Source organism: Acinetobacter rudis (assembly GCF_000829675.1).
Classification (GTDB): domain Bacteria; phylum Pseudomonadota; class Gammaproteobacteria; order Pseudomonadales; family Moraxellaceae; genus Acinetobacter; species Acinetobacter rudis.
In genome coordinates this window covers 76291-96231 of record NZ_BBRX01000023.1, presented here as the reverse complement: position 1 = coordinate 96231, position 19941 = coordinate 76291, and the positions used below count along the sequence as shown (strand labels likewise).

Genomic DNA, 19941 nt, shown 5'->3' with positions numbered 1-19941 from the left:
ATGAACGAAGCCAAGTCTGATCGATTTAATGATCTCTTTATGCTGAATGTTTCTAGATAGTGAGTTATTCGCTTGATTCAACAATTAAAACAGTTTGATCTACAGCATTATGCAAGATGGCCCATCGCAGTAAAGTTACTTTGTTGGATCTTACTTTTTATCGTTGTGCTGAGTTTTGGTTATGTTGTGCTAATTGATCCTAAAGTTACAGCCTATCAACAAGCAAAATTGCAACAGCTAAAATTACTGAAAGACTTTCGTACTCAACACGAGAAATTGACGCAGCTTAAGTATCAACAGCAACATACACAACAATTAAATGCTTACTTTAGACAGCAACTTAAACAATTACCTCAGCAACAACAGATTCCATCACTTTTAACTGCCTTGCATCAAATTGGGCAGAAGTTGGGATTAAATATGATCAACATCCATCTTGAACCGACTACGCAATACAACTTTTTATTAGAACAGCCAATAGAGATCGAGGTTTAAGGTGATTATCATGCTCTTGGACATTTTGTCAGTGAGATCGCTGAGTTATCTTATTTAGTCACCTTACATGACTTTAATATCGAGGTGGATACAGCACAAAGAAGTACAACCCAGACGCCTTTGCTCCATTATCAATTGCACGCGAAAACGTATCTGTCTACTGCTCAGAAGTCGCAGTGAAAAATAAGGTCAAATAAGATTAGAGTTAGGACAGAACAATAATGATGTGAGAACTGAGTAAACAAAAAAATATGATGACTAAAAAAAAGTTCAGTGACGAATAAGTCCTTTGAGACATGCACTATGAAGAAAACAGGCTTCGTTTATATCATGCCACTATTCATGTTGGCTTGTGATTCACAGATTGATGTAGTGAGTCAGGAAATGTCTAAGATCAGACAGTTAAAATCTACAAAAACTGTAGAGCGGCCAATATTTCACCCTGTACCACGCTTTAAATATAGTGCACATCATTTGAAGAGTCCCTTTGTGCCAGATTCACTACAGTCTAAGTTTCATCTCAGTAGCCGTTTAATGAGGAATCAACAACTACGGTTAAGACAACCCTTGGAGCAGTTTTCTTTAGATGATCTGAGTTTTAAAGGTGGTTTTCGCACTCAATCAGGAAAATATATTGGCTTAGTGCAGACTCCCGACGGCCGTCTAGAACGTATACAGCTTGGCTCATATATGGGGCTTTACCAAGGCAAGGTCATTCAGATTAATGCATTTCAAATCCAGTTGCTTGAAATGGTTTTAGATGGAGAGCGGGGCTATGTGACAAAACGCCGTCGTCTATTACGTTCTGTCGCTGGAAGTGAGTTGAGTAACAAGCCAATTTTAGACAAGCCCAAGTAAAAAAGTCTGTTGATGAAAAAACTAAAAATAATAATCAGGAGGTCAATGTGATGAAGAGGCAATTGCTGTGGATTTTACTTTACTTACTTTTAAGCCTTCAGGCGGGGGCACAGCCTAAAACATTCAAATCAATAGAAACTGATCTAAACCCGCAAACAGTCAAAGCATTAGCACCAGAAAAAGTTATCGAGCCAAAAGTCGCAGATATTCCATTGGTTAACCCTAAACCCATCGTATTCGACAAAATAGATTCACAGCCCACAGCATTAAAGGCTGCACAACCACAACCGCTTGATGCAACTACATCAGTGCAACAAGCTGAAAAGGGTCAACAGTCTGCTTTAGATGTATCTAAGTCTGCAAATGCTGCTGTAGAAGACAACAAGCCAGTTTATTCAGGTAAGAAAATATCTCTTGATTTTCAGGATATTGAAATACGCCGTGTGCTACAGCTTTTAGCGAGTTACACAGGAGTAAATTTGGTTGCTGCAGATTCGGTACAGGGCAATATTACATTACACCTAAAAGATTTGCCTTGGGATCAAGCACTTGATCTCATGCTTAAGAGTAAGGGATTGGCCAAACGTCATCAAGGCAACGCGATCTGGATTGCCCCCATGGCTGAGCTGAGTAAAGTAGAGGCAGAAGAAGCACAGGCCCAAGCACAGCATTTAAAAAGTGCGGTACTTCATACCGTCTATTTACAGCTTAAATATGCTAAAGCAAGTGATATCCAAAAACTAATACAGCAGTCTAAGCAAAATCTTGATGATCATCAGGCAGTTGAAGTAAAGAAAAAATCGACAGAACAGCAAGATGAAGCATGGGGAAGTCTATTGAGTTATCGTGGCAGTATTGCAGTAGATCAACGGACCAATACACTTGTGCTCATGGATAGTGCAGAAAAACTAGAGCAAATTAGCAAAATGATTGCCTTACTTGATGTACCTGTACGTCAAGTGATGATCGAAGCACGGGTAATTCGTGCATCAACAGATTTTACCAAAGAGCTTGGGGTGAAATGGGGAGCAATGACCAAAGGCAGTAACAACGGTTTATTGAGCAGTAACTTAAATATTGATTTGGGTGTCAGTGGTGCTGGTGCTAGCAAAATTGCCTTTGGTTTAATCAATTTAACGGATGCAGTACTCGACTTAGAGTTATCTGCTTTACAAGCTGATGGTTCTGCAGAAGTGATTTCTACGCCAAAGGTACTGACTGCGGATAAACAAAAGGCCAATGTGGCGGCAGGTCGACAAGTTCCTTATCAAACGCGGGAAAATACAGGGGGACTCGCAACGACATCGACCTCTTTTAAGGATGCTTTACTTAGCCTAGAAGTTACACCCAGTATTACGCCTGATGGTCGGGTGCAAATGCAGTTGCAAATCACCAGTGATTCGCCTGGAGAAATTGCACCAAACGGTGAATTTATTTTAAATAAGAATCAAATTAATACCAATGTACTGGTAAAAAATGGTGAAACAGTTGTGCTCGGAGGGATTTTTGAACAAGATAGTCGACATACTAAGACTAAAGTTCCAGTGTTTGGGAATCTTCCCGCAATCGGTGGATTATTCAGGCGCACAGAGAAAATTGATAAAAAAAGTGAGTTATTGATCTTTGTGACACCAAGAATTGTTAATGACAGTTTGCTGATAAATCATTAAGATGGATTTCAACATAGCAATAGAATAGGTGACTCCTTGCCAAGCAAAGAGTTTAACAGTCTGCCCAATATTTATTTGGTCGGACCTATGGGTGCAGGGAAGACCACGGTAGGACGCCATTTGGCTGACTTTTTGGACCGACAGTTCCTAGATAGTGACCACGAAATTGAGCGTAAAACTGGGGCAAATATTCCTTGGATCTTTGAGAAAGAAGGTGAAGTCGGTTTTAGGCAACGCGAAACCACCGTGATTGATGAGTTAACCAATAAGAGTGGTATTGTACTCGCAACAGGTGGTGGGGTTGTAACCCAAGCTGCAAATCGAGAGTTCTTAAAACAACGTGGTATCGTGATATACCTTTATACGCCTGTAGAGATTCAACTACAAAGAACTTATCGTGATAAAAATCGACCATTATTGCAAGTCGAGAACCCCGCAGAAAAGTTAAGCAGTCTACTTACTGTACGTGATCCGCTTTATCGTGATGTGGCACATTATATTATTGAAACAAATCAAGGTGCTGCACGTGATTTAGCGCAGCGCATTTTGCAACTGATCATTGACAAGAAAATTAAATAATCTGTGATGATCTGTTTTTAAACAACCGTTCTTTAGTTTAATCTAGAGAACGGTTTGGATTTTTTGAAATGGCACAACACCTCATGCAAACACTTCATGTTGAACTCGGCGATCGTCGTTATCCTATTTTCATTGGCAGTGAATTAGATACTGCACAATTACTTGCACCTTATATTCAGGGCAAGCAAGTGATGATCGTGACTAATACAACAGTGGCTTCACTTTATTTAGACCAATACAGCAGTGCATTACAAGGTTTAGGTAAGGATCTGGCGACATGTGTGCTGCCTGATGGTGAAAAATATAAAAACATAGAACATTTACAATTGATTTTTGATGCCTTACTTGGCGCGGGTTTTAACCGTGATTGCACCGTATTGGCGCTGGGCGGTGGTGTGATTGGTGATATGGCTGGTTTTGCTGCAGCATGTTTCCAACGTGGTGTATATTTTGTGCAAGTTCCAACGACATTGTTATCACAGGTTGATTCAAGTGTTGGCGGAAAAACAGGAATCAATCATCCTCTTGGTAAAAACATGATTGGGGCATTTAAGCAACCACAAGTGGTGCTGGCCGATATGTCGCACCTAAAAACATTAGACAAACGAGAACTTTCAGCAGGTTTGGCTGAGATCATTAAATATGCACTTTTAGGTGACTTAGATTTTCTGGTTTGGCTTGAACAACATATGGAACAATTGGTTGCAGGTGACCTCAACTTATTGGCAGAAGCGGTTTATCGCTCTTGTGCACATAAAGCACGAATTGTTGCAGCAGATGAAAAAGAACAAGGTGAACGTGCCTTATTGAATTTGGGTCATACTTTTGGTCATGCTATCGAGTCATATCTGGGTTATGGACAGTGGTTACATGGTGAAGCTGTAGCAACAGGTATGGTGATGGCAGCTGATTTGTCGATGCGTATGGGCTGGATTAGTCAAGCAGAACTAGACCGCGTTAAAAATATTATTAATCGTGCACAATTACCGATAACTTGTCCGGCTATTCCATTGACAGAGTTTTTAGCTTATATGTCACATGATAAAAAAGTATTAAATGGTCAATTGCGATTAGTTTTGTTGAAACGACTTGGTCAAGCTATAATCTATAAAGACTTTGATGTTGAACATATGCATCAAGCTATATTAGCCAATCAGAACTTAAGTTAAGGATCTTTATTTCATGCTGGCATCTCATTCAATTTGGCAAAATATTAGATCCTCAGTATGGTTGATTGGGGGCGTGGGCTGTCTATTCGGCGCACTAATATTTTGGGCAATAACAGATAAATCAAAATTAGTTGAAGTTAGTGAGCCGATTGAAGAGGTTCAAGTTCAGATTCAACCTGAAAAGGTTGCAGCAAGTACTGACTTGGGTGTGCTCAGCGATGAAGTTCGACCATTGGAAACCACCACCAGAGTGGTGGCTTCTGGTAATCATGATCCAGAGTTTCGTGGTACACGCTTTATTGAAGACAATCAGAAAAGCTGGACTATTGAGTTGTTCCGCGCAACTGAAGAAGATGTAATTAAAAGTTTTTTACTGCGTCAGCCTGAACGTAAGAACTTTATTTATTTTCGTTTAAGTGGTGAAAATCAGGCTGAACAATATGTCTTAGCCTATGGTCTATTTAAGAAACAAGCTGATTTTAAGCCGTTAATGGATCAACTTAATGTGAAATTACCAGGTTCTGTACGTCCTCAAGTCCGTCAACTCAAGCAATACGTAAGTTTAGTGAATGACTTAGGTAGTGAAGAGATGGGTAATCATCAGAAAATCTATGAAATTAACTTAAGAAATGCACCATTACCAGTCATTGATGAGTCTGTTTTAGCTCAAATACGCGCTGCACCAACGATCGTGACAGAGGCTGTAAGAGCCAAGCCAGCGCCTGCACCAGCAACGACGCCTGCAGCTAAACCAGCTCCAGTGGTTGATGCACCTAAAGCGAAAACTGAACCAAAACCAAGCGTGTCACATAGTCCTGATAAACCTGCTGCACCACGAAATCAAGATTCGATCGATCCATTTAACTGAGTGCGTATTTCTCAAGTACTAAAATAGCGCATCATATTTATCTTATTTTATTAAATTGCACTTTCTAAGTGCAATTTTTTTGGATATAACTTAAATTTAATCGTGTTCAATCAATTTAATATCGAAAAAATAACGGACTTTATTGATTAATTTTGTTGGCATCAATTTTGCATTTATAAAATGCTAATAGACTGAAATCTCCCTGTTTTGGCGCGGTCAAGCCTATTGGTGTGTAATTAAAGAAGTTTTACTTGCTTTAAATAAGTGCAAAATTTGAAAAATCTGTTTGCAATTAAAGTGAATGTAAACTACAGCAAAGTGTCCGACTCATGCTTTACTAAAACTTAGCGGTCTCACTGTCGCTGTAATGATACATAAGTAAAATACTAAACGATTTGCTCTATTTTAGGGCCTCTAATATAAGGGTACGCTATGCACATGCCATCGCCGAATACTATAGCCCCCCAAGGTTTATATCAACCGGATGAATTTAAAGATAACTGCGGATTTGGATTAATCGCCCATATGCAAGGGGATGCGAGTCATCACTTGGTTAAAACGGCGATTCACAGTCTCAGTTGTATGACCCACCGTGGCGGAATTGCTGCTGATGGTAAAACCGGAGATGGTTGTGGTTTGCTGTTGGCGATGCCAAAAGCATTTTTCCGTGAAGAGGCCAAGAAGCTTAGCGATATTACCTTAAGTGAAATTTTTGCAGTGGGTACGGTGTTCTTAAATGTAGACCCAGCACTTGCTGCACATGCAAAATCTATTTTAAATAAAGAAATTGAGACTGAAGGTCTAAGAGTATTGGCATGGCGTGAAGTGCCAACAAATAATGCTGCCTTAGGTGAAATTGCCTTACAGTCTTTGCCTGTTTTTGAGCAAATCATTGTAAATTGTCCAATGGGTGTGACTGAGGTTGAGTTCAACCGTAAGTTATTCCTTGCACGTCGTCGTGCAGAACAACAACTGACACAAGATCCACTTTTTTATGTGACAACGCTTTGTTCAACTGTGATTAGCTATAAAGGTTTGATGATGCCTGAGGCAATTGCAGATTTTTATACTGATTTGGCTGATGAGCGATTAGCTTCACATATTGTGGTGTTTCATCAACGTTTCTCTACCAATACTTTGCCACGGTGGCCTTTGGCTCAGCCGTTTCGTTATGTGGCGCATAACGGTGAAATCAACACAATTACTGCAAACCGTAATTGGGCGATGGCGCGTACACCAAAATTTGCGAACCCTTTATTACCAGGATTAACTGAGTTAAATCCAATCGTTAACCGTACTGGCTCTGATTCATCAAGTCTAGATAATATGCTTGAAATCTTGGTTGGTGGGGGTATGGATCTATTTCGTGCCCTTCGCATGTTAGTTCCACCAGCATGGCAAAACGTGGAAACACTTGATGCTGACTTGCGTGCATTTTATGAGTTTAACTCTAAACATATGGAAGCATGGGATGGTCCTGCGGGTTTAGTGATTCAAGATGGTCGTCATGCAATTTGTATGCTTGACCGTAATGGCTTACGTCCTGCACGTTGGGTAATCACTAAAAATGGCTATATTACCTTGGCTTCAGAAATTGGTGTTTGGGGCTATGAGCCTGAAGACGTGATTTCAAAAGGTCGTGTCGGTCCAGGTCAAATCTTGGTGGTTGATACACTGACTGGGAAAATGCTGGATACTGAAGATGTCAGCAATCACCTGAAAAAAATGCGTCCATATCGTGAATGGCTTCGATTGAATTCGATTCGCGTGCAAGGTAGTCCAGAACTTGAAGAATATTTATGTGATCAAGGCTTAAAAGGCGATGCACTTAAGTCTGCACAAAAAATGTTCATGGTCACTTTTGAAGAACGTGATCAATTATTACGTCCAATCGCAGAAAGCGGTCAAGAAGCTGTAGGCTCAATGGGCGATGACACACCTATGGCTGTGCTTTCACGCCAAGTTCGTCATGTATCGGACTATTTCCGTCAACAGTTTGCACAGGTGACCAACCCACCAATCGATCCTTTACGTGAATCGATCGTGATGTCTTTAGAAACCTGTCTTGGCCGTGAGCAAAATGTATTTGAACAAGGTCCAGAACATGCAGATCGTCTAATTATTTCTAGTCCTGTACTGTCTAATTCAAAAATGCACCAGATTCGTACACTAGGGCGTGCGGGTTATGAAATTGCTGATATTGATTTGAACTATGCAGAAGACGAAGGCTTGCAAGCTGCGATTCAACGCATTTGTCAAACAGCAGCTCAAGCGATTCGTGATGGTAAAACTTTATTGGTTTTATCTGATAAGAAAATCCGTGAAGGGTATTTACCAGCCAATGCTTTGATGGCAACAGGGGCTGTGCATCATCATTTGATTCAACAGGGGCTGCGTACTGATGCCAATATCATTGTTGAAACAGCTTTAGCACGTGATCCGCATCAGTTTGCTGTGATCTTAGGATTTGGTGCGACTGCGATTTATCCATACTTGGCTTATGACGTGATCAATGATTTGATTGCCAAAGGTGAGCTATTGGGTGATCCAATCCATGCACAGGCCAACTTCCGTAAAGGCATTGAAAAAGGGCTGCTTAAAGTTTTATCAAAAATGGGGATCTCGACTGTTGCATCTTATCGTGGCGGTCAGTTATTCGAAGCGGTCGGCTTATCTTCAGAAGTCGTTGATTTGTGTTTTAGTGGTGTGCCGAGCCGAATTCAAGGTGCGACTTTTACAGATCTTGAAAATGATCAGAAAAAATTAGCTGAAATTGCATGGAAATTACGTAAGCCTATTGATCAGGGCGGATTGCTTAAATTTGTCTTTGACAAGGAATATCATGCATTTAACCCTGAAGTTATCAATGCATTGCACAAAGCAGTGCGCAGCGGCGACTACACTGACTTTAAAGCTTATGCAGAGTTAGTCAATACACGTCCAATTGCTACGATTCGTGATTTATTTAAAATTAAAACAGATCAATCGATTGCACTTGATCAAGTTGAGTCTGTTGACGATATCTTGCCGCGCTTTGACTCAGCGGGGATGTCTTTGGGAGCACTTTCACCTGAAGCACATGAAGCAATTGCGATTGCGATGAACACCATCGGTGGCCGCTCTAACTCTGGTGAGGGAGGCGAAGATCCTGCGCGTTATGGCACGATTCGTAATTCTAAAATTAAGCAAATTGCCTCAGGCCGTTTTGGTGTGACACCTGCTTATTTAACTTCAGCTGAAGTATTGCAAATTAAAGTCGCACAAGGGGCTAAGCCGGGTGAAGGTGGTCAGTTGCCGGGTGGTAAGGTCAATGGTCTGATTGCGCGTTTACGTTATTCAGTGCCTGGAGTGACCCTCATTTCTCCACCACCACACCATGATATCTATTCGATTGAAGATTTATCTCAGCTTATCTTTGACTTAAAACAAGTCAATCCTAAAGCTATGGTCTCTGTGAAGCTCGTGTCTGAACCTGGTGTGGGAACCATTGCTGCTGGGGTAGCTAAGGCATATGCTGATTTTATTACGATTTCAGGTTATGACGGCGGTACAGCTGCATCACCATTGTCTTCGATTCATCATGCGGGTTCACCTTGGGAGCTTGGTTTATCTGAAGCGCATCAAGCTTTACGTGTCAATGACTTACGAGGCAAAGTACGTGTACAAACCGATGGTGGTTTGAAAACTGGTCTTGATGTCGTTAAGGCTGCGATTTTAGGGGCGGAAAGTTTTGGTTTTGGTTCAACACCAATGATTGCTTTGGGTTGTAAATATCTACGTATTTGCCACCTCAATAACTGTGCCACTGGTGTAGCAACACAGCAAGATCATCTGCGTGATAGCCACTATATTGGCGAACCTGAAATGTTGATTAATTTCTTCCACTTTATTGCAGAAGAAACACGTGAATGGTTAGCTGCCTTAGGTGTATCAAGCCTTAAAGATTTAATTGGTCGTACGGATTTATTGGAAATCCTGCCAGGCGACACTGAAAAACATGCACACCTTGATTTATCAGCATTATTGCAATCGCATCCTGCTGCTGAAGGTAAAGCACAGTATTGTCAAGTTCAGGGCAATGCACCATTTGACAAAGGTGTCTTAGCTGAACAGATGGTTGCTGAGATGTTACCTGCACTTGAATCAAGTTCAGGTGGGGAGTTTCATTATCGTGTAAGTAACTGTGATCGTTCGATTGGTGCACGTATTTCAGGTGAGATCGCACGTCGTTATGGCAACCTGAGTATGGAAGCACATCCAATCAAAATGAACTTGATGGGTACAGCAGGTCAATCACTTGGGGTGTGGAATGCTGGTGGCTTACACATCAAACTTGAAGGCGATGCCAATGACTATGTCGGTAAAGGTATGGCGGGTGGTCGTGTCTCAATTTTCCCACCAAAAGGTTCACCATTCCAAACACAATTGACTGCGATTATTGGTAATACCTGTTTATATGGTGCAACTGGCGGTAAATTATTTGCAGCGGGTACAGCAGGTGAACGCTTTGCAGTTCGTAACTCTGGTGCTTTTGCGGTCATTGAAGGTGCAGGCGATCATTGCTGCGAATATATGACAGGCGGAATTGTAACTGTACTGGGTAAAGTGGGGCATAACTTTGGTGCAGGCATGACCGGTGGTTTTGCTTATGTACTCGATTTAGACAATGATTTCGTAGATCATTACAACCATGAATTGATTGAGCTGAATCGTATTTCGACTGAAGCGATGGAAGAGCATAAAGAATTCTTGGGTCGTATTTTGGATGAACATATTACTGAAACGGGCAGTGCTTGGGCGTATAAAATCCGCAATGAATTTGACTATTACAGCCGTAAGTTCTGGCTAGTCAAACCTAAAGCGGCAAATTTACAGACTTTGCTAAAAACTACTCAGGCCGATCCTCAATAATTTTACGACTCAAAATTTCAGGCAGGTGTGGATAACTTTTTGTTTATCCACACTCACCTACGGAGAGAGAAATGGCAGAATGCCTAAACAATGATTTTCAATTTTTGGACGTCGCACGCCAAGATCCAGAAAAAAAAGATGTTACTGTCCGCAAAGCTGAGTTTGTGGAAATTTACAAACCTTTTACTGCAGAAGTGGTCGCGCATCAGACCCATCGTTGCCTCGGCTGCGGTAACCCTTACTGTGAATGGAAGTGTCCTGTACACAACTACATTCCAAATTGGTTAAAGCTGATTACTGAAGGACGTATCTTTCAAGCAGCTGAGTTATGCCATCAAACCAATACCTTACCTGAGGTTTGTGGTCGTGTTTGTCCTCAAGACCGTCTTTGTGAGGGAGCATGTACCTTAAATGATGGTTTTGGTGCGGTGACCATTGGTAATGCAGAGAAGTATATCAATGATACGGCTTTTGCTTTGGGCTGGCGTCCAGATATGTCTCATGTCAAATGGACAGATAAAAAAGTCGCTATTATTGGTGCAGGACCAGCGGGTCTAGGCTGTGCTGATATTTTGGTACGTAATGGTGTAAGACCCGTTGTCTTTGATAAGCGTCCTGAAATTGGTGGTCTACTGACTTTTGGTATTCCAGAATTCAAAATGGAAAAAGATGTCATGAAACGTCGCCGTGAAATTTTCGCAGGCATGGGCGTTGAATTCCAATTGAATACTGAAATTGGTATAGACATCAGTATTGAGCAATTACTTACAGACTATGATGCGGTCTTTATGGGTATGGGAACTTATACCTATATGAAAGGTGGTTTTGCTGGTGAAGATTTAGATGGTGTATATGATGCTTTAGATTTCTTAATTGCCAATGTGAACCGTTGCCAAGGTTGGGAAAAAGATCCAAGCGAATATATCAGTGTTGAAGGCAAAAAAGTGATTGTGCTCGGTGGTGGTGATACTGCGATGGACTGTAACCGTACTTCGATTCGTCAAGGTGCTGCTCAAGTTAGCTGTGCGTACCGTCGTGATGAAGAGAATATGCCGGGTTCACGTCGTGAAGTGACCAATGCACGTGAAGAAGGTGTTGAATTCCTATTTAATCGACAACCTATTGAGATTATTGGTGAAAATGGCAAAGTTACTGGCGTAAAAGTGGTGACAACCCAACTCGGTGAAGCCGATAGTCGTGGTCGCCGTAGCCCTGAACCTATTCCGGGTTCTGAGGAAGTGCTCGAAGCTGATGCTGTATTATTGGCATTTGGTTTCCGTGCAAGTCCAGCTGATTGGTTTGGCAATGCGAAGATTGAGCTTGATGGAGCAGGTCGTGTAGTCGCAAAAGAACAGCAAACCTATAAGTTCCAAACTTCAAATCCAAAGATCTTTGCTGGTGGTGATATGGTTCGTGGTTCGGACTTAGTGGTTACTGCAATTTGGGAAGGTCGTCAGGCAGCAGAAGGTATTTTAGATTATCTAGATGTTTAATTCATTTAATCTTTAAAAAAGCCCACTACATCATGTAGTGGGTTTTTTTATCTATAGAAATGAAAAACATATGCTGCGAAAGGCAATACACTATTTTTAATCTACTAAATCTTGCAATAACAGTTGCGCCGTTTCTTGGCCACTGATATAGGCGCCATGTACCGTACCTGCAAAGCTATGCTGGCAGTGCTCACCTGCAAAATATAATTGTTGGTCAATTGACTGCTGAAATGTTTGGCTCAAGCTTGCATTATGTTCTGGCATTGGAAAGCTAAAGCTACCATAACTATAAGGGTCACTGCCCCAACGTGTGATGTGCAGTGTTTTTGGCTGTGTGGGGATATCTGCGAAGTTATCCACAAGACTACTGCGAATAAGTTGCCATACTGCTTCATCTGTAGCCTGATCAATCCATTCGGATTGTGGACCACCGAACAGAAGTAGGTAAACAGGCTTTTGATAAACAAAGAAAAGATCTAAAAGGTTATAACAAACTTGATCGTGGAAGTAGAAAATACTTTTCTGTTCTTGCAAAGAGTTCTTATGCAAGGGGAGTGCATGTTCAAGCTCAATAAAAACCTTGTTGAACGAGCCAAAACCATATTGTGCAATCGTTTGCTGCAATGACTGAGGTAGGTCAGGTTGGAAATCAATCACATTTTTTTTGAGAACACCTAAGGGAACAGTAACAATGACTTGTTTTGCTTGATATGCGTGACCATGTTGATTGATCAACTCAACATATTCAGCATGGCGAATAATTTGTTGAATCTGTACGTTGCAGCTAATTTCTAGATCTTTAGCAAGTACATCAATAACTTGGCTATAGCCTGCTGGAAAAATAACTTCATCCCCAGAAAAATAGCCTTCGTAATCAGCAAAATGTGTAGAGAGCTGGGTAAGTGTCGTCGCAAAAGGATCATTGGCAAAACGTTCAAAATAAATTCGAGCCAAATCATCTAGCTGTGATTTAGTGAAGCTGTTATTCGGTGCTTGTAATTGAATCAGGATTTCTTCGAGTGCAAGAGCAGCATTAGCAGCCTGACTGGTGCTAAAACCTTGTTCAATTCGTTCTAAGTATTGCACCACAGTCTGTTGTTCAAGTTCCGAAAAAATACGGCCATCTGCATGATAAAAATCAGAATCAATGTAGTTAAACACCGTTGTATTGATATGATTTTGTTGGGTGATGTCCCAAATTGGATTTTCTTCAATACCGTGAATCCATGAGGCACCGAGATCAAATGCCACATGTTGTTGGGTTGAATGAATACGGCCACCTATACGTGATCGGGCTTCAAGAATAAGAACCTTTTTACCCGCTTCTTGTAATGTCTTGGCACAGCTTAGACCGGCTGTACCAGCACCCACAACAATAATAGGTAATTGTTCATGAGTGGTTGAAGAAATTAATGTACTCATAAATATGCCAACTATCTGTTATAGAATAAAAACTTCAATTGTTATTGGGCATTATTTTTTAGGGAATAAAAGTTTAGTTGTTTTCGGTTCAACAGCACTTCTTTGATTTTCGCCTTCAAAATAACGGTCAACGTGGCAAAGTTGCGTTTTGGTGTCACAAAATACACCATTGGCAAAGGTAAATTGAGTAGTATCAAATTCGCCTTGTGAAAAGGCTTTATTGGCCTGTTTTTTACCAAGATATTGAGTTGTTAAGGTTTTAGAAACACCTTTTTGATCAGCACAGATATATTTGTCACAGACCACTCCCGTAGCAGGAGACTTGAGTGCATTTGTAGTTTTAGCGAAGCTTGTAGCACTCATTAGAACTAAACCGCTAGCAAGAATTAGAGATAATTTTTTCATTTGGATCACGCTTTTAGTAATTAAGTAATAATAGTACCAAGCATAAGTGATAAAAATGGAAAAACTGTCAAGGAATATCAGGATATTGTGCTGAATTGTTAGTTTTTTGAGGCTGAGTGTTAGAGGTGCTTGATGAAACGTTCTACTTTAGCGTTTTATCTATTGCAGCAATGTGTGATTCCTAGCCAAAAATAGCAGCTACATTAAAGTTCGATCTGTACGAATAAAATCTGTACCCTTCAAATGAGAAGCCTAGTGCCTAATTTGAAGGGTACTGCTTAATGGAGAAGTGTTCAGAAGAATATCAATTTCGAGAAATCAGAAAATAATTTTACTTCGTGATGTAAAAATAACTCGCTGATTGATCGAGAAATAAAACAATTTAATGACGGACGCAAATTTTTCCAAAGTGCTTGCCAGACTCTTGATATTTAAAAGCTTCTGAAAGTTGATCAATTGAAAATGTAGAATCAATGATCGGTTTCCAGTTAAAGGTATTTAAAGCATTGATCATCTCTTGCTGTTGTTCTCTACTCCCAACAATAATACCTTGCAGCGTAATTTGTTTCGCCATTAACTCCATTGTTGGGACTTCGCCAGAACGGCCAGTGAGAACACCGATTAACGCAATATGACCACCAACTTTACATGCACGAATGGATTGGGCTAATGTAGCAGGTCCACCCACTTCAACAACAACATCTACTCCAGAACCATGGGTGAGTGCGAGTACGGCATTTCCCCAGTTTTTTTCATCATTATAATTAATGACATGATCTGCTCCAAGAGCGATTAATTTTTCTTTTTTATGTTCAGTAGATGTGGTTGCAATCACTTTTGCGCCCAATGACTTTGCAATTTGTAATGCAAAAATAGAAACACCTCCCGTGCCGAGTATCAAGACTGTATCACCCGCTTTTATTTTCCCATTGACAACCAATGCTCTCCATGCGGTTAGACCCGCTGTGGTTAGTGTAGCGGCTTCCTCATGATTATAATGTTTAGGTGCATGTGTAAATGAGGTGCTTGGAGCATTGATACTTTCTACGGCATAACCATTTATACCGTCACCTGGTACTGTTTCAAAATTAGATAATGTTGCTGGACCATTTTGCCATGTCGGGAAAAAACACGAGACCACATGATCCCCTACGGAAAACTCTGTAACACCTGTGCCTATTGCAGTGACGACCCCAGCTCCATCTGACATTGGAATTCGGCCATCTGTTGAAGGAGAATCACCACGAACAACGAGTAAATCATGAAAGTTTAAGGAATTGGCATGTATTTTGACTTGAATTTCACCTTCTTGGGGCGCTGCAATCGAAGGAATTTCTACCGATTGTAGATTGTCGAAGCCACCTGGTTTTTTTAACTTTATTGCTTTCATAAATAAGGCCTATTATCACTGAGTCATCTAAAATATTAGTATCAGACTACGACTGTAATATGAATACTAAGTAACTATTATGCACTTTAGCTACTTCGTCACAAGAACGTACATTTTTAGCTTGTACTATCAAAAATGTAAGTAACGCGATAAATTAATCTTAAATTATCCAGTTTAACTCTCAGGTAAATGAATGAAAAAAATAACCAGTAAAAGTGGTTGTGCAGTAGAAACAACGTTGAGTGTTATTGGCGGAACTTGGAAACCGATTATTTTATTCCGTTTACTTTTAGGAAAGATGCGTTTTATGCAATTGGCGCATTCAATTCCTTCTGTAACCCAGCGAATGCTCACTTTACAACTGCGTGAGTTAGAGTGTGATGGTGTGATTTTACGAACAATTTATCCAGAAGTTCCGCCTAGAGTGGAATATGAGCTGACCGAATTAGGTTTTTCATTGCAACCTATACTGGAAATGATGAATGATTGGGGCAGGAATTATCAAAAAATTAATGAAGTGTCTAATGACAATCTGGATATTACTTAGCAGTGTAGCATCTCAGTAGATGTAAGCAAAAATACACATCGTTATTTGAAATTATAGTTTTAGATGTAAGTATTTTTTCTTTTACATTGAAAAATTGTAATTTATAAATCAATCAAAGGTTAATAAATGCCAGATCAGACAGTTTTCTTTGAAAAATTCACAGTAAATGATTTCCAACTTTACTTTAAACTCGTCAGTAATTTTGAAGTCATGAAGATGATTACTGAGAAAAGCTTAACGGAAAAAGAAGCTGATGATGATTTTAATAAGGTTTTAAAAAATAATTCTATCCATCCATTCTTAGGTACTTATAAAGTATTTAATTCAAGTCATGATTTTTTAGGTTTAGCGAAACTTGAGTTAAAAAGTATCGATGATACTGAGGCTGAATTAGGTTATATGTTGTTGCCTCATTTTTGGGGGCAAGGACTTGGTTATATTATTGCTCAGGCGCTTCTTAAAATTTCTTTACAAGAACCCAAGTTACGATCATTAATCGCAATTATTGATCCAAACAACATAGCATCTCGTAAGATATTGCTTAAAAATGGATTTTACTCCAAAGCGTTTAAAGATTTTGATGGATTACCAGGTGAAATTTTAGAACTTTGTTTGCAGAATAAAGAGTAAAATTATCTGACAGCTTATGCGGAATGCTTTTTATTTTATTATTTAAATCAAGTGATTAGATTGTAAAAAAACAGCCCTAATCCAAAGGATCAGGGCTGTTGTTTTTGCAACGAATGTTTTACTTGTGCTGTTGTAGCACATCATGTTTAGAGTTCATCTTTATATTTAGGAACACGGCGCTGTTTTTGCCAAGGCAATAAACGGTCAATCGATTCAGGAACTTCGCCACTCAAGGAGCGTAGTCGTAAATGCATAGCCGCTTGCGCGATTAGATTGGCCGACACTGGTGCGGTAACAAAAGCCAAGAAGGTGATAAGTAATTCAGCAAAACCTAGACGACCATGGAAAGCCGAATAGATCATTGCTGCAATTAAAAAACTACCAAGTCCCAAAGTGCTGGATTTGGTCGGTGCATGTAGACGCATGAACAAGTCTGGTAAGCGAATCATCCCTACAGCGCCGACGAGTGTAAAAAATGCACCGACGAGCAGGAAAAACGAAACAATAATTTCCATAGCAAGTTGCATAAGCTGTACTCCTAGTCGATGACATGTCCAGTGGTGAAGTAGCGTGCTAAAGCGGCAGTCGAGACAAAACCAAGCATCGCGACCAGTAAAGCACCTTCAAATAATGAAGTTGTCGTCCAATAAATCCCCAACACGATGATGAGACAGGTCGCATTTAAGAACAGGGTATCAAGCGCTAGGAGTCGATCTACAATCGATGGTCCCATGACCAGACGAATCAAACACAAAAACATCGAGATCGTAATGGCGAGAGTACAAATACCCAAGGCATAAGGCAAAATGATCATGCGTTATCTCCTTGTTTAACATTAAAAATCTCAAGTAAAGGTGCTTCGTAACGTGTTTTAATATCTAAGATATCCGCTTCAATATCATCACAGCTGAGCGCATGGACCAAAATATCTCCACGCTCTTGGTCAATCCCTGCTGTTACCGTACCTGGGGTTGTCGTAATGATCATCGCCAACAAGGTGTTGACGTAATCATGGTCAGTATCCAGTGGTACGCGATACCATTTGGGATGTAGGTTATCCATAGGCCCTAAAACCTGTTTAGCAACCCGAATATTAGAAATAATGATGTCTTTGAGCACCACTAAAATTAGCATGATCGCTTTAGACCATTGAATCTTAGGTGTATGAATAATAAAAGGCTGTACCAACTTGGGAATAATTAGGCCCAAGAGTAATGCGACCGTAATATCAAATGGGTCTAGACTGTGGTTCAGCATCAACCAACTTACCGTTACCAAGGAACTGACAAAGGGATGTGGCAAGAGGCGATTAAATTGGCTTTGCATCATAACTTAGGGCTCCACGGCGTTGAGCAGTGCTTGATCAGGCGTATTTGCCTGCTGATTTTGCAGCTCAGCTTGTTGTTTCTTATACGGTGAAATATGTGGACCTTGCCAAACATCTTCACTCACCAGATCTGGAACAAGTTGAGCATATGGATCTGCTTGCTCACCATTATATTTAGTTTCAGGAACATAGTTCGGATCAAATGGTTGAACTGAAATCACCTGTCCTTGCTGATCTTGCTTTAAAATCGTATCGATATACTGCTGAGTATCTTTAAGTTGAACGGCTGTTTGCTCAACATAGTTAAAGATGGGTGAAGCACAGACCACGTAGATCACTAAACCAGTCAATAAAAGATAAATTGCTTTATCGTTACGTGGCGGTGCAATAGCAGGTAGTTTTTGGTACGCACTATAAGCTTCTTCTTTAGGATCATCCTCAGGCGCGGTTGCCTGCCAAAACAACACGAAACCCGCGCGAGTAAAAGCGATAATACTGATCAAGCTGACCAAGAGGACTACAGCGATCACCCAAGCTTGTGCATGGAATTGAGCAGTCGCTCCTAAAATCAGCACCTTGCCCCAGAAACCACTAAATGGTGGTAGGCCTGCCATCATTAATGCAATGATAAAAAAGCAAACTGAGACCACATGGGCTTGTTTCATCCTCGGTGCAACCAAGAGGTGGTCGGTATGTTGGCCACGTTGAGAGGTAATCCAACCGCACAGCAGATAAAAAGCAGCTGCAATCAAAGTACTGTGCACTAAATAATAAAGTGCAGCAGCCCAAGCAGCAGTGTTCATCATCGCAATAGCGATTAAAATCGTACCAACTGAAGACAAGACCATAAAGCCAACAAAGCGACGTAAACGCGCAGCGGCTAAGGCTCCAATTGCACCATACAAAGAAGTCATTAGTGCGATGGGGAGTAACCACGTACTAAAAATATCTCGACTTAAGTCATCTTGGAATACAGTACCGTTGACACGTAAAATCGCATAAATACCGACTTTAGTCATGATGGTAAACAAGGCAGCTACTGGTGTACTGGCAACTGCATAGGTTTTAGGTAACCAAAAACCTAAAGGTAAAATGGCCGCTTTAATCCCAAAGACCACAAAGAGTAACAGGCTGCCTGCTGTGGCAAGACGATGTTGGTCTGTCGGTAGCGTTGGCATAATACGTGCAACATCAGCCATATTGAGGCTGCCGACGTTGGCATAAATAATTCCAAGACCAATTAAAAACAGTGCAGATGCCAACAAATTGATACTGACATAGTGAATGCCCAGCTGAAAACGTGGCTTACCTTGTGCATGGATCAACAATACATATGATGCCATTAGCAATATTTCAAAGAAGACAAATAAGTTAAATAAGTCTCCGGTGAGAAAAGCACCGCTTAATCCCATTAACAAGAAGTGGGACATGGCATGGAAATAACGTCCACGTGAATCCCAGCCCTTACTTGCAAACCAAAGTACAGGCGCAGCAAGCGTATAGGTCAGCACCAGCATCATGGCGGATAGGCGATCTAAAACAAGTACGATACCAAAGGGAGCAGACCATTCACTGAGTTGATAAACTGTGATTTGCCCTGTATTAGCTAAAAGCAAGTAGTTGATTGCAGTAGCTAAACCCAATCCGACAGAGACTAGACTTAAACCACGACGCCACGGCTGGCGCCAATCATGTGTCAGTGCACCAGCACCTGGATTGCCCAATAACACCATGATAAATGCAGTAATGGCTGGGATCAGGATGGCAAAAATTGGAGCATGGCTATACCAAAAATCGAAAAAGCTCATTATTGATCCTCATCCTCATTGGTGTTGTCTTGAGTAGGAAGTTCTTTACCATCAACATGGTCCGAGCCAGTTTCAAAGCGACTACGTAATGCAAGTTGTACAATAAACGCCGTTGTAGCAAAGCCAATCACAATTGCGGTCAATACCAAGGCTTGAGGGAGGGGGTCTGTGACCTGTACTGCATCGATAAGAAGTGCAGGTGCATTGACCTGTATACGACCTGTCATAAACAAGAATAAGTTGACTGCATAACCAATAACCGCAAGTCCCAGTACAACAGGGAAAGTACGTGCACGTAAAATCAGATACACACCTGTAGCAACCAATAATCCAATTGCTGATGCCATTAAAAATTCTAAGCTCATTGAA

General features: G+C 40.7%; 17 protein-coding genes and 2 pseudogenes. 11 read left to right on the top strand and 8 right to left on the bottom strand.

The window, feature by feature from the left end:
- Window positions 1-72 precede the first annotated feature (72 nt).
- The 9 genes and pseudogenes from Aru01_RS18955 to Aru01_RS06535 all read left to right on the top strand — a co-directional run bounded on the left by Aru01_RS18955 (window position 73) and on the right by Aru01_RS06535 (window position 12043).
- On the top strand, window positions 73-495 hold the full coding sequence (locus tag Aru01_RS18955) for a type IV pilus inner membrane component PilO (RefSeq protein WP_016654825.1): 423 nt from the start codon (window positions 73-75) through the stop codon (window positions 493-495).
- A 12-nt stretch (window positions 496-507) separates the two neighbouring features.
- Window positions 508-675 (top strand): annotated as a pseudogene (pilO, locus tag Aru01_RS18950) (type 4a pilus biogenesis protein PilO); the annotation flags it as partial.
- A 123-nt stretch (window positions 676-798) separates the two neighbouring features.
- Window positions 799-1353 (top strand): pilus assembly protein PilP, encoded by a 555-nt coding sequence (locus tag Aru01_RS06565; RefSeq protein WP_016654826.1) that lies wholly within the window; start codon window positions 799-801, stop codon window positions 1351-1353.
- Window positions 1354-1667: 314 nt separating this feature from the next.
- Window positions 1668-3023 (top strand): annotated as a pseudogene (locus Aru01_RS06560) (type IV pilus secretin PilQ); the annotation flags it as partial.
- 36 nt (window positions 3024-3059) lie between these two features.
- Window positions 3060-3602: a shikimate kinase AroK gene (aroK, locus tag Aru01_RS06555; RefSeq protein WP_016654828.1), complete on the top strand. Its 543-nt coding sequence runs from the start codon at window positions 3060-3062 to the stop codon at window positions 3600-3602.
- An 83-nt stretch (window positions 3603-3685) separates the two neighbouring features.
- Complete coding sequence (gene aroB / locus Aru01_RS06550; protein WP_040331021.1) at window positions 3686-4771, top strand: 3-dehydroquinate synthase; 1086 nt, start codon at window positions 3686-3688, stop codon at window positions 4769-4771.
- Between the two features lie 13 nt (window positions 4772-4784).
- Window positions 4785-5639: a hypothetical protein gene (locus Aru01_RS06545; RefSeq protein ID WP_016654830.1), complete on the top strand. Its 855-nt coding sequence runs from the start codon at window positions 4785-4787 to the stop codon at window positions 5637-5639.
- Between the two features lie 438 nt (window positions 5640-6077).
- Complete coding sequence (gltB, locus tag Aru01_RS06540; protein WP_171068150.1) at window positions 6078-10550, top strand: glutamate synthase large subunit; 4473 nt, start codon at window positions 6078-6080, stop codon at window positions 10548-10550.
- Window positions 10551-10621: 71 nt separating this feature from the next.
- On the top strand, window positions 10622-12043 hold the full coding sequence (locus Aru01_RS06535; RefSeq protein WP_016654832.1) for a glutamate synthase small subunit GltD family protein: 1422 nt from the start codon (window positions 10622-10624) through the stop codon (window positions 12041-12043).
- A 96-nt stretch (window positions 12044-12139) separates the two neighbouring features.
- Here the strand turns inward: Aru01_RS06535 and Aru01_RS06530 are convergent, their stop codons facing one another.
- The 3 genes from Aru01_RS06530 to Aru01_RS06520 all read right to left on the bottom strand — a co-directional run bounded on the left by Aru01_RS06530 (window position 12140) and on the right by Aru01_RS06520 (window position 15260).
- Window positions 12140-13465, bottom strand: coding sequence for a flavin monoamine oxidase family protein (locus Aru01_RS06530; protein ID WP_016654833.1), 1326 nt, complete (start codon window positions 13463-13465; stop codon window positions 12140-12142).
- A gap of 51 nt (window positions 13466-13516) precedes the next feature.
- The gene (locus Aru01_RS06525) at window positions 13517-13870 is read right to left on the bottom strand and encodes a YcgJ family protein (protein WP_016654834.1); all 354 of its coding nucleotides are present in this window, start codon (window positions 13868-13870) and stop codon (window positions 13517-13519) included.
- Between the two features lie 382 nt (window positions 13871-14252).
- A complete protein-coding gene (locus tag Aru01_RS06520; RefSeq protein ID WP_016654835.1) occupies window positions 14253-15260 on the bottom strand; it encodes a zinc-dependent alcohol dehydrogenase family protein in 1008 nt (335 codons plus the stop codon).
- A 193-nt stretch (window positions 15261-15453) separates the two neighbouring features.
- Here Aru01_RS06520 and Aru01_RS06515 point away from each other — a divergent pair, with 193 nt between their 5' ends.
- On the top strand, window positions 15454-15807 hold the full coding sequence (locus Aru01_RS06515; RefSeq protein ID WP_016654836.1) for a winged helix-turn-helix transcriptional regulator: 354 nt from the start codon (window positions 15454-15456) through the stop codon (window positions 15805-15807).
- A 126-nt stretch (window positions 15808-15933) separates the two neighbouring features.
- Window positions 15934-16437, top strand: coding sequence for a GNAT family N-acetyltransferase (locus Aru01_RS06510; protein ID WP_016654837.1), 504 nt, complete (start codon window positions 15934-15936; stop codon window positions 16435-16437).
- A gap of 146 nt (window positions 16438-16583) precedes the next feature.
- On the opposite strand, the gene Aru01_RS06505 is transcribed toward Aru01_RS06510, so the two are convergent.
- The 5 genes from Aru01_RS06505 to Aru01_RS06485 are packed head-to-tail and all read right to left on the bottom strand — an operon-like array spanning window position 16584 to window position 19937.
- A complete protein-coding gene (locus Aru01_RS06505) occupies window positions 16584-16964 on the bottom strand; it encodes a Na+/H+ antiporter subunit G (RefSeq protein ID WP_016654838.1) in 381 nt (126 codons plus the stop codon).
- A gap of 11 nt (window positions 16965-16975) precedes the next feature.
- Window positions 16976-17251 (bottom strand): monovalent cation/H+ antiporter subunit F, encoded by a 276-nt coding sequence (locus tag Aru01_RS06500; protein WP_016654839.1) that lies wholly within the window; start codon window positions 17249-17251, stop codon window positions 16976-16978.
- Window positions 17248-17766: a Na+/H+ antiporter subunit E gene (locus Aru01_RS06495; RefSeq protein WP_016654840.1), complete on the bottom strand. Its 519-nt coding sequence runs from the start codon at window positions 17764-17766 to the stop codon at window positions 17248-17250. The genes Aru01_RS06500 and Aru01_RS06495 overlap by 4 nt, the downstream gene beginning before the upstream one ends.
- 3 nt (window positions 17767-17769) lie before the next feature.
- The gene (locus tag Aru01_RS06490; protein WP_155757914.1) at window positions 17770-19575 is read right to left on the bottom strand and encodes a monovalent cation/H+ antiporter subunit D; all 1806 of its coding nucleotides are present in this window, start codon (window positions 19573-19575) and stop codon (window positions 17770-17772) included.
- Window positions 19572-19937 (bottom strand): Na+/H+ antiporter subunit C, encoded by a 366-nt coding sequence (locus Aru01_RS06485; RefSeq protein WP_016654842.1) that lies wholly within the window; start codon window positions 19935-19937, stop codon window positions 19572-19574. Before Aru01_RS06485 ends, Aru01_RS06490 begins: the two co-directional genes overlap by 4 nt.
- Window positions 19938-19941: the final 4 nt, after the last annotated feature.

What these genes read in the sequence shown, in the direction of transcription:
- Aru01_RS06515 (WP_016654836.1), top strand. Translation starts at nt 15,454, where the DNA reads ATGAAAAAAATAACCAGTAAAAGTGGTTGTGCAGTAGAAACAACGTTG.
- aroB (WP_040331021.1), top strand. Translation starts at nt 3,686, where the DNA reads ATGCAAACACTTCATGTTGAACTCGGCGATCGTCGTTATCCTATTTTC.
- Aru01_RS06510 (WP_016654837.1), top strand. Translation starts at nt 15,934, where the DNA reads ATGCCAGATCAGACAGTTTTCTTTGAAAAATTCACAGTAAATGATTTC.
- Aru01_RS06535 (WP_016654832.1), top strand. Translation starts at nt 10,622, where the DNA reads ATGGCAGAATGCCTAAACAATGATTTTCAATTTTTGGACGTCGCACGC.
- Aru01_RS06495 (WP_016654840.1), bottom strand. Translation starts at nt 17,766, where the DNA reads ATGATGCAAAGCCAATTTAATCGCCTCTTGCCACATCCCTTTGTCAGT.
- Aru01_RS06530 (WP_016654833.1), bottom strand. Translation starts at nt 13,465, where the DNA reads ATGAGTACATTAATTTCTTCAACCACTCATGAACAATTACCTATTATT.
- Aru01_RS06565 (WP_016654826.1), top strand. Translation starts at nt 799, where the DNA reads ATGAAGAAAACAGGCTTCGTTTATATCATGCCACTATTCATGTTGGCT.
- Aru01_RS06485 (WP_016654842.1), bottom strand. Translation starts at nt 19,937, where the DNA reads ATGAGCTTAGAATTTTTAATGGCATCAGCAATTGGATTATTGGTTGCT.
- gltB (WP_171068150.1), top strand. Translation starts at nt 6,078, where the DNA reads ATGCCATCGCCGAATACTATAGCCCCCCAAGGTTTATATCAACCGGAT.
- Aru01_RS06520 (WP_016654835.1), bottom strand. Translation starts at nt 15,260, where the DNA reads ATGAAAGCAATAAAGTTAAAAAAACCAGGTGGCTTCGACAATCTACAA.
- Aru01_RS06525 (WP_016654834.1), bottom strand. Translation starts at nt 13,870, where the DNA reads ATGAAAAAATTATCTCTAATTCTTGCTAGCGGTTTAGTTCTAATGAGT.
- Aru01_RS06505 (WP_016654838.1), bottom strand. Translation starts at nt 16,964, where the DNA reads ATGCAACTTGCTATGGAAATTATTGTTTCGTTTTTCCTGCTCGTCGGT.
- Aru01_RS06545 (WP_016654830.1), top strand. Translation starts at nt 4,785, where the DNA reads ATGCTGGCATCTCATTCAATTTGGCAAAATATTAGATCCTCAGTATGG.
- Aru01_RS06500 (WP_016654839.1), bottom strand. Translation starts at nt 17,251, where the DNA reads ATGATCATTTTGCCTTATGCCTTGGGTATTTGTACTCTCGCCATTACG.